We start from the raw sequence: 12,653 nt of genomic DNA, 5'->3' as shown, positions 1-12,653 counted from the left end.
CCCATCCCCGGAACGGGGATCAGCGCGCGCCGGCGCGCTGCAGGATCGGCTCCAGCTGTTCCCAGGTGGCCACGTCCACGTTCTTGCCGTTGACGATGAAAGTGGGCGTGCCGCTGATAGTGTACTTGTCACCGGCGGTCTGGGTGTCGCTGGCCAGGGCTTCGGCGGTCTTGGAATTGGCGAGGCAGGCCATTGCCTGATCGCGCGCAATGCCGCGCGCGCCGAAGAAATCGATCAGGCCGCCCTTGTCGGCCATCACGCCGAACATTTGCGCGGGCGGCAGGTTCATCGCCTGGATTTCCTTGGCGGCGGGCTGCAGCTTGGCAAAAATGTCCTTCTGGTTGGCATAGACCTGCTGGGTCAGCGCAAAGAAGCTTTCCGGCGAGCCGCAGTGGGTCAGCATGGCCATCGTCGTGTCGAACGGATCGCGCACGAAATTGCGGAATTCCAGGCTGACGCGGCCGCTGTTGACATAGGTGTCACGCAGCTTGGGGAAGCCCTTTTCCTCGAACTCGGCGCAGTGCGGGCAGGTGAGCGAGCCGAACTCGATCAGCTTGATCGGCGCGTCGGGATTGCCCATCACATAGCCGCCATCGGCATTCTTGCTGACCACATCGCTCCAGGCCTTGCCGGCGGGCGGGGCCACGGTGGGCAGGGCAGCGGCAGACTGGGCGGCCGGGCCGCCGGCATCGTCCTTCTTGCCGCAGGCAGCAAGACCCAGGGTTAGCGGCAGGGCCAGAAGCGCAAGGCGTGTGGTGGCAAATTTCATCACAGGTTTTCCCGTTGCATGGGGCGGTAAAGGGAGGGGCGTGCCGATCAGTTGATACGCGCTTCAAGCTGCGGCTTGAGCGCGGCCCAGCTGGCCGTGCCGGCCAGCGGCAAGCCGTTGATCATGAAGGCCGGCGTGCCTTCGACATAGTCCTTTTCGGCGGCGTCCTTGGTGCCGGCGGCCAGGCGGTTGGCCAGGCCTTCGTCAGCGAGGCAGCGATCGGCCGCGGTACGGCTGACCCCGCGCGAGGCCATCATGTCATAGAACTTGAAATCGCTGGCGATGGCGCGGGTGCGGCTGGCCAGCGGGCCGGTGATCCAGCGCTGGCGCTGGGCCGGGCTGGCGGTCATTTCCAGGCCGATCCAATCGTCCTGGCGCGTCAGGAACATCAGGTGCGTCTGCCAGAACTGCGCGGGCGGCACGCAGTGGGTGAGCAGCGCCACGGTCAGGTCGATCGGGTCGCGCACGAAATTGCGCACCTCGATCGAACCCTTGCCCGGGGCGATGAAGCCCAGGCGCAACTGGGCATCGGCTTCCTGGGTGAAATGGGCGCAGTGCGGGCAGGTATAGCTGATGTATTCCACCAGCTTGACCGGGGCATTGGGATTGCCGAGCAGGAAACTGTCGCGCGCGGTGCGCACCACGGTCTGGTTCCAGTTGCGGCCGGCGGGCGCGGCAGGCGCCTTTTTCGGCGGAGCAGCCTGGGCGGGATTGGCCACCAGCGTGGCAAGCATGGCAGCAAGCGAAAGGGCCATGGCCCTGGCAGTGGAACGAAGTGTCGTGGTCACGTTCGGAATGGTCACTTGCGGATATCCCTGTTGTCCCAGTTTGGCTTTGGTTCTGGTTTGGCGCTGGCTTCGCCCAGCGAGCGGGCGAGCGATTCCAGCACGGCCCGCAGTTCCGGGTCTCCCACGGCGCGCAGGCTGTCGCCCAGGTCCATCGGCACCGGTTTCAAGGCCGGCGGCGCCAATGGCGCAGGGCCTGTCGGGCGTGGCGCCTGAACCACGCCTTGACGCAGCTTGACCTTGGCCACGGCGCGATAGCCGAAGAAGCGGTTCACCCGCTCGATGATCTCAGGCACCACGTGCTGGATCAGCGGGGCATGGGCTGGCGTCACCACCAGTTGCAGGATGCCGTCGGCCTTTTCGCCCGGGGCAAAGCGGATCGATTCGGGCATGCAATGGCGGGCATGGGCGGTGCCGACGATTTCGGGCCAGCGGGTGACGACCGAGCTTTGCACAAAACCGAAGCGGCGAAACGCGGTGCGGCCAATCGCCGGCATCAGATCGGCAATCTGCCGTGCCTCTCCGCCGCGCTTGCGCTCAAAGCCCTTGGGCGCGGCCTTGGTTGCCGCCGTGCTGGCCGGCTTGGCGGCACCCTTTCGGGCAGGACGGGGTTTGGCCTGATCGCTTTCCATGATGGCGCCTGCCATGCCATAGCGGCGCCATGCAAGCCAGTGGCCATCCTGACGATTTCCCCGCCCAACGTGATGAAACCGCAAGCGTGCCGGCCAGCCATGGCGTGGCCGCGGCCCTGCTGGCCTGGTACGATGCCCATGCGCGGGTGCTGCCCTGGCGCAGCCGGCCGGGAACGCCAGCCCCCGATCCCTACCGCGTGTGGTTGTCGGAAGTGATGCTGCAGCAGACCACCGTGGCAGCGGTCGGCCCCTATTTCGAGAAATTCACCCGCACCTGGCCCACCGTGCATGATCTGGCCGCCGCCGACGACGCGGCGGTCATGGCGGCCTGGGCGGGGCTGGGCTATTATGCCCGCGCGCGCAATCTGCTGGCCTGCGCGCGCGCGGTTTCCGCGCTGGGCGCTTTTCCCGATACCGAGGAGGGCCTGCGCGCGCTGCCGGGCCTTGGCGCCTATACCGCAGCGGCAGTGGCGGCGATCGCGTTTGGCCGGCATGCCGTAGTGGTCGATGCCAATGTCGAACGGGTGGTGGCGCGGCTGTTTGCCATCGATGTGCCGTTGCCTGCGGCGCGGCCTGCCATTCGCGCGGCCACCGCCACAATCACGCCCACGGCGCGCGCGGGTGATTTCGCCCAGGCGATGATGGACCTGGGCGCCACCATCTGCACGGTCAAGGCGCCGCGCTGCCTGCTTTGCCCACTGCGCGGCGCCTGCCGGGCAGAGGCGGAAGGCCGGGCCGAGGCGCTGCCGGTCAAGGCGCCCAAGAAAGCCAAGCCGCAGCGCCAGGGGCATGCCTATTGGATCGAACGGGTCGATGCCGATGGCCAGGCGCAGGTGCTGGTGGTGACGCGGCCGGGCAAGGGCATGCTGGGCGGCATGCGCGCGCTGCCCGACGATGGCTGGAGCGCGCGGGCCGATGGCCATGGCCAGCCGCCGGTGTCCGGAGCCTGGCAATCCGCCGGGGTGGTGCGCCATGCCTTTACCCATTTCGATCTCGATCTGCATTTGCTGGTAGGCGCAGGATTTTCTCCCGCTAATATCCCCGGCGCCGACATTCCCGGTGCGCAGTGGTGGCCCCGCAGCGATATGGAAAATGCCGGGTTGCCAACGGTTTTTGCCAAGGCGGCACGCCTGGCATTGGCCGGTGCGCACGAAGGGTGAAAGCGCCGTCGGCGCAACGATGAACAGGCGTCTTGGAAAGGTTTGGCTGCAATGCACGATCGCATGACACTTCCGCAAACCCCGGCGCTCAGCCGTCGTGGCCTGCTGGGCGGGGCAGGGCTGCTGGGCGGGGGGCTGCTGTTGCAGCGCTGGGCCCATGCCGCGCCGACAGACCCGCGCCTGCCGGCCATTACCGGCCTGCTCGATGACTATGTCAGCAGCGGCAAGCTGGCCGGCGCGGTTGCCACGCTGGGCTGGGGCGATGCCCCGCCCGAGGTGGTGGCGCGCGGCACTGGCACGCGCGGCGATGCCCGGCCGCTGGATGAAAACGCCCTGTTCCGCATCTATTCGATGACCAAGCCGATCACCGGCATGGCCGCGATGATCTTGATCGATGAAGGCAAACTTGGCCTCGATCAGCCGATCGCCGATTTCCTGCCGGCCTACGCCCGCATGAACGTGCTGGTCGATCCGGCCGGCCCGGTGGACAAGGTGGTGCCGGCAACCGCGCCGATCACCGTGCGCCAGCTGCTCACGCACACGGCCGGGCTTGGCTATACCATTATCCAGACCGGCCCGATCCGCGATGCCTATGCCGCCGCCGGCATTATGCCCTATCGCGCCACCCGCGTGCCGCTGCCGGGCTTTGGCGAAGTGCATACCGCGCCCAGCCTGGCTGCCTTTGCCGACAATCTCGCCCGCCTTCCCCTGGTCTATCAGCCGGGCACGCGCTGGTCCTATTCGGTGGCGCTCGATCTGATGGGCCGGATCATCGAACTGGCTTCCGGGCAAGAGTTCAGCGCCTTCCTGAAAGCGCGTTTCTTCGATCCGCTGGGCATGGACAGCACCACGTTCCAGCTGGCCCCGGCCGATGTGCCGCGCTTCACCACCAACTATGTCGTGGCCGATGGCCGCCTGCTGCCGATCGATGGCGCGACCAATTCGGTCTATCTCGATCCGCCGGCCTTTCCGTTTGGCGGCGCAGGCCTGATCAGTTCGCCGCGCGATTATGACCGGTTCCTGGCCATGCTGCTGGGCGGCGGGGTGTTTGCCGGCAAGCGGGTGATGAGCCAGCGGGCGGTCGACATGGGCACCAGCAACCTGTTGCCGCCCGGCGCCAGCACTGCAGGTACGTGGATTGCCGGCCATGGCTTTGGCGCGGGCGGCCGCGTTGGCCTTGGCGATTCGGCGGGCACCTATGGCTGGTCGGGCGCGGCTGGCACGATCGGCTTCATCAGCAAGGTGGGCGGCGTGCGCGGCGGGTTCTTTGCCCAGTTCATGCCCAGCACCGCCTATCCGTTCGATACTGCATTCCCCCAGGCCGTGCGCAGCGATGTGCGGGCGCGGCTGCTGGCCCAGCACAAGGTTGCCGCATGACCCATACCGACACGCTGCCCCGCACCTTGGCCCGCGCGCTGCCGCCGATTGCCTATGCCGGCAATCCGCTGGACCGGGCCGATGCGGTGCGCACCGATCCGGCGCGGCTGGCGGCGGTGCAGGCCGCGCCCGACGCGCAGTTGCTGGTGCTCGATGGTCTGGCGCCGGAATTTGGGGCCGATGGCGGGCTGACCTGGGCGCCGCTGCAATCCGCGCCGGATGGAGCGGACCTGGTGTTCCTGGGGTTGGATGAAGCGGGGCGGGGCTGCTTTGCCGCCGCCGCGCCTGGCCTTGGCGGCAGCACGGCGCCGGCCGCGCCCAATCTGCGCGCCCTGCTCGATGCCATGCCGGCGCGCGACCTGGCGATTTATGGCGGCGCGCGCAGCCTGGTCGATTGGCACGCGCGCCACCGCTTTTGCGCGCGCTGTGGCCATGCCACGCAGGCGACCAAGGGCGGGTGGCAGCGCTCGTGCAGCAATGCGGACTGCGGCGCCGATCACTTTCCGCGCGTCGATCCGGTCACGATCATGCTGGTCGAACATGATGGACGCCTCTTGCTCGGGCGCCAGCCGCGCTTTCCCGCCGGGCGCTATTCCGCGCTGGCCGGCTTTGTCGAGCCGGGCGAAACGGTGGAAGAAGCCGTGGCACGCGAAGTGCTGGAGGAAGCCGGCGTGCGCGTGCGCGACGTGCGCTATGTCGCCAGCCAGCCCTGGCCCTATCCCTCGTCGCTGATGATCGCCTGCCATGCCCTGGCCGATGATCCCACCATCACAATCGATCAGAACGAGTTGGAAGACGCGCGCTGGTTCACCCGCGAAGAAGTCAGCGCCGCGCTGGAGGGCCGGCCCGATGCGCCGTTCGGGGCGCCGACCCATACGGCGGTGGCGCGGCACCTGCTGGAATGGTGGATGGCGCACAGGGGCTGAACCGGCGTTGGCTGTACCGGCGTTGCGCATGCCCGCGCCGCTCGGGTTTCCAACGCCCCACAAATTCGCTATCGGCCCGTGCCATGACGACCGATAGCCCCGTTGCCGCCCAGACGCTGTTCGCTGCCTATGCCGGCGTGATCGATGCCGCGCTCGATGCCCTTGTCGCCAAGGGCGCGCTGCCCGCCGGCCTGCCGCGCGGCGCCGTCACGTGCGAGCCGCCGCGCGATGCCGCGCATGGCGATCTGGCCACCAATGCGGCGATGGTCCTGGCCAAGCCCGCCGGCACCAACCCGCGCGCGCTGGCCGCGCTCCTGGTAGACGAACTGGCCGCCCATCCGCGTGTCGTCAGCGCCGAGATCGCCGGTCCGGGCTTCATCAACCTGCGCCTGTCCGATGCCGCGTGGACCGACGAGCTGGCCCTGATCGGCCAGGCCGCAAACAGCTATGGCCGCTCTACCCTGGGCGGTGGCAGCACGGTGAACGTCGAATATGTCTCGGCCAATCCCACCGGGCCGATGCACATGGGCCATTGCCGCGGCGCGGTGGTGGGCGATGCCCTCGCGGCCCTGCTCGAATTTGCCGGGCATAAGGTGATCAAGGAATATTACGTCAACGATGCCGGCGCGCAGGTCGATGTGCTCGCCCGCTCGGCGCACGTGCGCTATCGCGAGGCGCTGGGCGAAGACGTTGGCGGCATTCCCGAAGGCCTCTATCCGGGTGAATACCTGATCCCGCTGGGCCAGGCCCTCGCGGCCGAATTTGGTGATCGCTATGTCACCGCGCCCGAAAGCGAATGGCTGGTGCTGTTCCGCCAAAAGGCGGTGGCCGCGATGCTGGTGATGATCAAGGAAGACCTCGCCAAGCTCGGCATCGTCCACGATCTCTTCTCGTCCGAGGCGGAACTGCAGGCCGCCGGCAAGCCCGAGGCGGCCGAAGCCTGGCTGCGCGCGCACGATCTGGTCTATGACGGCCATCTCGAAGCGCCCAAGGGCAAGACGCCCGAAGACTGGGAACCGGTCGAGCTGCCGCTGTTCCGCTCCACGCGGTTTGGCGATGACCAGGATCGCCCGATCAAGAAGTCTGACGGCAGCTGGACCTATTTCGGCGCCGACCTGGCCTACCACTTCCAGAAGGCGGAAACCGCCGACGCGCTGGTGGATATCTGGGGTGCAGACCATGCCGGCACGGTCAAGCGGATCAAGGCCGCCGTCGCCGCGCTGACCGGGGCAGAGGGCGCCAAGCCCAAGCCGTTCGAAGTCAAGCTGGTGCAGATGGTGCAGCTGCTGCGCGATGGCCAGCCGGTCAAGATGTCGAAGCGCGCGGGCAATTTCGTGACGCTGGCCGACGTGGTCGAGGAAGTGGGCAAGGACGTGGTGCGTTTCACCATGCTGACCCGCAAGCCCGACGCGCAGATGGACTTCGACTTTGCCAAGGTGGTGGAAGCGTCGAAGGACAATCCGGTGTTCTATGTGCAATATGCCCATGCCCGGATTTCCTCCACGCTGCGCAAGGGCGCCGAACTGGGCTGGGCGCCCAGCGCTGCCCATCTCGCGCTGCTGGGCCAGGAAGAACTCGCCGTGGTCAAGCAGGCCGCGCAGTTCCCGCGCATGGTGGAAGGCGCCGCAGTTGCGCGCGAGCCGCACCGCATCGCGTTTTTCCTCTATGACCTGGCTGCCGCGTTCCACGCCTATTGGAACGTGGGCAACGACAAGCCTGAAAAGCGCTTCATTGTGGCACAGGATCAAGCCCTGACCGAGGCGCGCCTTTTCCTGGCCGCGCAAATCGGGCAGGTATTGAAGAACGGGCTGGCCATCTTGGGGGTTGAGGCCGCGCAGGAGCTTTGAAGGCAATGGTGAACGGGGATCAGCACGACAACGCCGCATTGGGCGAACATGGCCAGGGCACCGGCGCGCAGGCGCTGGACCTGGGCAGCGAAGAACGCCTGCCCTGGCTGGAAAGCGCCGACGATGTCGATCTGGAAGAGGAAGGCCCCGACAACGGGCGCCTGATCGGCTTTGGCGTGCTGGCGCTGATCCTGCTCGCCGCGATCGTCGGGGCGATCTACTGGGCCACGCACCGCAACGCCGCCCCGGCCGCTGCCGATGGCAGCTTGATCGAGGCGAGCAAGGAACCCTACAAGGTTGCGCCCAAGGATCCGGGCGGCAAGACGTTCCAGGGCACTGGCGATTCCAGCTTCAAGGTCAGCGAAGGCGAACGCCCGACTGCGGCCCTTGCTGCCAAGGACGCGCCGGCGCCCGCGGCCAGCCCATCCGCCACGGCCAAGCCGGCAGACAAGCCCGCTGAAAAGGCCGCGCCCGCCGCTGCGCCGGTCAGCGGCGTGGGCGTGCAGGTTGGCGCGTTTTCGAGCCAGGCCCTGGCCGAAGCCGGGTGGAACAAGCTGGTCGTCGCGCATGAAAGCCTCAAGGGCGTCAGCCATCGCATCATCGCCGGCAAGGCCGATATCGGCACGGTCTATCGCCTTCAGGCCGTGCCCGGCGACGCGAGCGCTGCCAATTCGCTGTGCAACACGCTGCAGGGCGAAGGGGTGAAGTGCCAGGTCAAGCACTGATCTGCCTGACAGCCTGACCCCGGATGGCTTCATCCGGGGAATGCGGAAATGCGGATGGGGCGGCAAGGCCTGCGTGGCTTGTCAAAGGCACCGAATTGCGGGAAAGCTTCCCCGATGCTTCCAGCCATTTTCGGCCTTTCCGGCCCCGTTCTCACCGCCGACGAGCGCGCCTTTTTCCAGGACGCCGATCCTGCCGGCTACATCCTGTTCGGCCGCAATGTCGAATCGCGCGAACAGCTGCGAGAGTTGACCGATTCGCTGCGTGACCTGCACGGGCGCGACCGGCTGCTGATCTCGATCGACCAGGAAGGTGGCCGCGTCGCGCGGATGAAGCCGCCGGTCTGGGCTCCCTATCCCGCTGGCGAGGCGTTCGACCGGCTCTATGACGTGGCGCCCGCGAGCGCGATCGAGGCGGCGCGCGCCAATGCGCAAGCCTTGGGCATCGATCTGGCCGAAGCCGGCATCAGCGTGGATTGCCTGCCGCTGCTCGATGTGCGCCAGCCCGGCGCGCACGACGTGATCGGTGATCGCGCCCTGGGCAAGGAACCGCAGCGCGTGGCCGCGCTGGGCCGCGCCACGCTTGATGGCCTGGCGCGCGCCGGGGTGATGGGCGTGATCAAGCACATGCCCGGCCACGGCCGCGCCATGGCCGACAGCCACAAGGAACTGCCCACGGTCACTGCCGGGGAAGACGAACTGGCCGCCGATCTCGCCCCGTTCCAGGCCCTGTCTGGCGCCGCCATCGGCATGACCGGGCACATCCGCTTCACCGCCTGGGATGCCGATTTGCCGGCCACGCTGTCTCCTTTCATCATTGCCGAGGTGATCCGCCGTCGCATCGGCTTTGACGGGCTGCTGCTAACCGACGATCTCGACATGGCAGCGCTTGAGGGCACCGTGCCGGAACGCGCGGCGCGCGCGCAGGCCGCCGGGTGCGATATCGCGCTCAACTGCTGGGCCAGGATGCCCGACATGATCGGCATTGCACAGGCGCTGGCGCCGATGAGCGCGCAGACCGCCGCGCGGCTGGACCGCGCCTTGGCGCCCACGGCACCGGTGGCCGTGCCGCGCGACGTGGCCTTGCAGGCAGAGCTTTTCGCCCGGCGCGACACGCTGCTGGCCCTGGCCTGATCCGGCATGGCCGAGGGGGCAGAGCCGCAGGACGACGCGCTGTGGGACGGGCTGCCTCCGGCTGTGGCGACCGGCGACGCGCTCTATCTCGATCTCGATGGCTGGGAAGGCCCACTCGATCTGCTGCTCGATCTGGCGCGGCGGCAAAAAGTTGATCTGCGGCGGATTTCCATCCTCGAGCTGGTCGATCAATACCTTGGCTATATTGACCGGGCCGAGGCGCTGAAGCTGGAACTGGCCGCCGATTACCTGGTGATGGCCGCCTGGCTGGCCTATCTCAAATCGCTGCTGCTGCTGCCGCGCGATCCGGACATGCAGCCCAGCCCGGAAGAAATGGCGCTGCGTCTGCAACTGCGCCTGCAGCGGCTGGGCGCCATGCGCGAGGCTGGCGCCCGGCTGATGGCGCGCGATCGGCTGGGGCGCGACGTGTTCACGCGCGGCGCACCCGAAGGGATTACCCTGGCCCGCCGGTCGCTGTGGCAGGCTGATCTGTTTGGCCTGATCCAGGCCTATGGCCAGATCCAGCACCGCAACCGGCCGGTGGTGCACATGGTGCGCGAGCGGCCGGTGATGACGCTGGACGCAGCCCTGGCGCGCATTTCCGCCTTGCTTGGCACCAGCCTGGAATGGCGCGATCTGCGCGCCTTTCTGCCTCCCATGGCGATCAACGGCGCGGCCGATCGGCAATTGGCGCGATCGGCCCTGGCGTCGAGTTTTCTGGCGGCGCTGGAACTGGCCAAGCAAGGGCGGGTGGAACTGGTGCAGAACGAATGCTTTGGCCCGCTGTTGATCCGGCCGCTGCAGGGCGCCAGGCCATGAGCGCGCCCGACGATCTGGTACGCGCGGTGGAAGCCACGCTGTTTGCCGCGCAGGAACCCCTGCGTGCTGATGAGATTTCGCGCCATCTGGGCGGGGCAGACGTGCGCGCGGCGCTGGCCCTGCTGGCAGAGCACTATGCCCCGCGCGGGGTGCATCTGGTGGAGCGCGGCGGGCGCTGGCATTTCCAGACCGCGCCCGATCTGGCGCACCTGTTGCGGCGGGAAAAGGAAGAAGTGCGCCGCCTGTCGCGCGCGGCGACCGAGGCCCTGGCGATCATCGCCTATCACGAGCCGGTCAGCCGCGCCGAGATCGAGGCGATCCGCGGCGTGCAGACCGCCAAGGGTACGCTCGATGTGCTAATGGAAGCGGGCTGGGTGCGCATGGCTGGGCGGCGTGAAGTGCCAGGCCGGCCCACCATCTATGCCACCACGCCGCAGTTCCTCAGCCATTTCGGCCTTTCCAGCCGGGCAGACCTGCCCGGCATTGGCGAGTTGCGCGCCGCCGGGCTGCTCGATCCGGTGGACGAAGCCTATGCCGTGCTCACCGGCAACCGGGAGGAGGCCGGGCCAGAGGATGCCGACGCGCCAGACGAACAGGGCGAGGCGGACTAAACGACAAGAATCGGCTTTGCCCGCTGGCGAAGTGCGGGAACATCCCCTATCTGGGCAGGCAAAGGAGAATTTGAAATGGGTGGCCTTTCTCTACCGCACCTGATCATTCTGGCGCTGGTCGTGCTGATTTTGTTCGGGCGTGGCCGCATTTCTGAAATGATGGGCGATTTCGGCAAGGGTATCAAAAGCTTCAAGCAGGGCATGAACGAGGAAGCCAATCCTCCGGTCACGCCGCCGCCGGCCCAGATCCAGCAGACCCCGCCGGTTCCCCCCGTTGCGCCGCAAGCGCCGGTTCACCCCGCTCCGGTCCAGCAGCCGGGCGATCATCCGCAGGGGCCGCAGGCCTGATCGGCCCGATAACGCAGGGCTGACCATCGATGTTCGATATTGCGCCGTCCGAATTGCTGCTGGTCGTCATCGTGGCGATCGTGGTGATCGGGCCCAAGGATCTGCCGCTCGCACTGCGCACCGCCGGCCGTTGGATCGGCAAGATGCGCCGTGTTTCCAACCACTTTCGCGCCGGTATCGAAACCATGATCCGCGAGGCGGAACTGGCTGACATGGAAAAGAAGTGGCAGGAGCAGAACGCGCAGATCATGGCGCAAAGCGCGGCTGCGAGCGCGGCGGAAACGCCCCACGCCGCCACCGCCGAAGCGCCGGCTCATCCGGTCGATCCGGTGCTTGCGCCCCATGCGCCGACCGATCCCGCGCCGCTTCCGCCGCCGCCTGAAAAGTTGCTGCCGGTGGAAAGCAGGGGCGAGCGTCCGCGCGGTCCGCAGCCGGCCGATGAAGGCCATGCGGCAGTGGCGCCTGCCGTTCACCCCCACACCGAGCCTGGCCAACCGTGATCCAGATACGCGATATCGATGAAACCCAGGCCCCGCTGCTCGATCACTTGATCGAGTTGCGCACCCGCCTGTTGCGCTGTGTCTATGCCTTGGCGCTGACCTCGGCGATCAGCTATTACTTTGTCGACGCCATCCTGGCGATCCTGGTCCACCCGCTCAGCCTGGCATTTCCGGCTGGGCATGGGCGGCTGATCTATACCAAGCTCTATTCGGCGTTCTTCGTGAACCTGAAAGTGGCGCTGTTTTCCGGTTTCCTGCTCAGCTTCCCGGTGGTCGCCAACCAGCTGTGGGCGTTTGTCGCGCCCGGGCTCTATGCCCGGGAAAAGCGCGCATTCCTGCCGTTCCTGATCGCCACGCCGATCCTGTTCGGGATGGGCGCCAGTTTGGCCTATTTCGTGGTCATGCCCACGGCGTTCAAATGGTTCGTCGGGTTCCAGGGCAACAAAGGCGGCCTGCAACTAGAAGCATTGCCGGGGATCGAGGAATATCTCGCGCTGGTGATGCAGTTCATCCTGGCGTTCGGCGTGTCGTTCCTGCTGCCGGTGCTGCTGATGCTGCTCAACCGCGCGGGCATCGTCAGCCGCGATGCGCTGGTCAAGGCGCGGCGTTATGTGATTGTCGGCATCGTGGCGCTGGCTGCGCTGATCACCCCGCCTGACGTGGTGTCGCAGCTGATGCTGGCGATCCCGTTGCTGATCCTGTTCGAAGGCACGCTGATCGTTATGCGCTTTGTCGAAAAGGCCGATGCCGAGGAAAAGGCCCGCCTGGCCGCCGAAGAAGCCGCGGCAGAAGCGGCCCAAGCGGCGGCTGATGCGGCCGCTGCGGCCCAGCAGGCCAGCGGCAATCCTACGCAATTGCTGCCCTGACATGGCTATGCGGTGGGGGCCATCACTGGCCCCCACCGCCTGCGCAGTCTTGAGGGAAATTGCATGCGCGGCGGGATTTTTCCGCTGCCCGCATGGCCGTGCCCGGGTGCGAGGGGAGAACACCATCAAGGCTTGGCAACGCAGCGCCGGGATGAGG

Annotated in this window: 14 protein-coding genes; 11 read left to right on the top strand and 3 right to left on the bottom strand. The window is 67.3% G+C overall.

The window, feature by feature from the left end:
- Window positions 1-19: 19 nt before the first annotated feature.
- Genes FHW97_RS16800 through FHW97_RS16790 form a run of 3 tightly spaced genes read right to left on the bottom strand, consistent with a single transcriptional unit; the run spans window position 20 to window position 2,201 of the window.
- Window positions 20-769 (bottom strand): thioredoxin domain-containing protein, encoded by a 750-nt coding sequence (locus tag FHW97_RS16800; protein WP_062785098.1) that lies wholly within the window; start codon window positions 767-769, stop codon window positions 20-22.
- Between the two features lie 47 nt (window positions 770-816).
- The gene (locus FHW97_RS16795; protein ID WP_370526622.1) at window positions 817-1,572 is read right to left on the bottom strand and encodes a thioredoxin domain-containing protein; all 756 of its coding nucleotides are present in this window, start codon (window positions 1,570-1,572) and stop codon (window positions 817-819) included.
- A complete protein-coding gene (locus FHW97_RS16790) occupies window positions 1,569-2,201 on the bottom strand; it encodes a DUF721 domain-containing protein (RefSeq protein WP_171799310.1) in 633 nt (210 codons plus the stop codon). The genes FHW97_RS16795 and FHW97_RS16790 overlap by 4 nt, the downstream gene beginning before the upstream one ends.
- A gap of 14 nt (window positions 2,202-2,215) precedes the next feature.
- Between FHW97_RS16790 and FHW97_RS16785 the strand changes: the two genes are divergently transcribed.
- From FHW97_RS16785 to tatC, 11 genes are all read left to right on the top strand, one after another.
- Entirely contained in the window at window positions 2,216-3,346 is a 1,131-nt protein-coding gene (locus FHW97_RS16785) for an A/G-specific adenine glycosylase (RefSeq protein ID WP_171799309.1), read from the top strand.
- Window positions 3,347-3,409: 63 nt separating this feature from the next.
- Window positions 3,410-4,723: a serine hydrolase gene (locus tag FHW97_RS16780; RefSeq protein WP_171793602.1), complete on the top strand. Its 1,314-nt coding sequence runs from the start codon at window positions 3,410-3,412 to the stop codon at window positions 4,721-4,723.
- Entirely contained in the window at window positions 4,720-5,649 is a 930-nt protein-coding gene (gene nudC, locus FHW97_RS16775) for an NAD(+) diphosphatase (protein ID WP_171799308.1), read from the top strand. Before FHW97_RS16780 ends, nudC begins: the two co-directional genes overlap by 4 nt.
- 83 nt (window positions 5,650-5,732) lie before the next feature.
- Window positions 5,733-7,496 carry an arginine--tRNA ligase gene (gene argS, locus FHW97_RS16770; protein WP_171799307.1) on the top strand — a complete coding sequence of 588 codons (1,764 nt, stop codon included), beginning with the start codon at window positions 5,733-5,735 and terminating at the stop codon, window positions 7,494-7,496.
- Between the two features lie 5 nt (window positions 7,497-7,501).
- A complete protein-coding gene (locus FHW97_RS16765; RefSeq protein ID WP_107717116.1) occupies window positions 7,502-8,221 on the top strand; it encodes an SPOR domain-containing protein in 720 nt (239 codons plus the stop codon).
- A gap of 114 nt (window positions 8,222-8,335) precedes the next feature.
- Window positions 8,336-9,352 carry a beta-N-acetylhexosaminidase gene (gene nagZ, locus FHW97_RS16760; protein ID WP_171799306.1) on the top strand — a complete coding sequence of 339 codons (1,017 nt, stop codon included), beginning with the start codon at window positions 8,336-8,338 and terminating at the stop codon, window positions 9,350-9,352.
- Window positions 9,353-9,358: 6 nt separating this feature from the next.
- Entirely contained in the window at window positions 9,359-10,171 is an 813-nt protein-coding gene (locus FHW97_RS16755) for a ScpA family protein (RefSeq protein WP_171799305.1), read from the top strand.
- On the top strand, window positions 10,168-10,782 hold the full coding sequence (gene scpB, locus FHW97_RS16750) for an SMC-Scp complex subunit ScpB (protein WP_171799304.1): 615 nt from the start codon (window positions 10,168-10,170) through the stop codon (window positions 10,780-10,782). Before FHW97_RS16755 ends, scpB begins: the two co-directional genes overlap by 4 nt.
- Before the next feature lie 75 nt (window positions 10,783-10,857).
- The gene (locus tag FHW97_RS16745; RefSeq protein ID WP_022676853.1) at window positions 10,858-11,130 is read left to right on the top strand and encodes a Sec-independent protein translocase subunit TatA; all 273 of its coding nucleotides are present in this window, start codon (window positions 10,858-10,860) and stop codon (window positions 11,128-11,130) included.
- A 29-nt stretch (window positions 11,131-11,159) separates the two neighbouring features.
- Window positions 11,160-11,630: a Sec-independent protein translocase protein TatB gene (gene tatB, locus FHW97_RS16740; RefSeq protein WP_022676854.1), complete on the top strand. Its 471-nt coding sequence runs from the start codon at window positions 11,160-11,162 to the stop codon at window positions 11,628-11,630.
- The gene (gene tatC, locus FHW97_RS16735; protein WP_168352809.1) at window positions 11,627-12,496 is read left to right on the top strand and encodes a twin-arginine translocase subunit TatC; all 870 of its coding nucleotides are present in this window, start codon (window positions 11,627-11,629) and stop codon (window positions 12,494-12,496) included. The genes tatB and tatC overlap by 4 nt, the downstream gene beginning before the upstream one ends.
- Window positions 12,497-12,653: the final 157 nt, after the last annotated feature.

It is taken from the genome of Novosphingobium sp. SG754 (assembly GCF_013149315.1).
Taxonomy (GTDB): domain Bacteria; phylum Pseudomonadota; class Alphaproteobacteria; order Sphingomonadales; family Sphingomonadaceae; genus Novosphingobium; species Novosphingobium capsulatum.
Note: the sequence above shows the minus strand (reverse complement) of the source record. Positions and strands in the feature narration are given on the sequence as shown.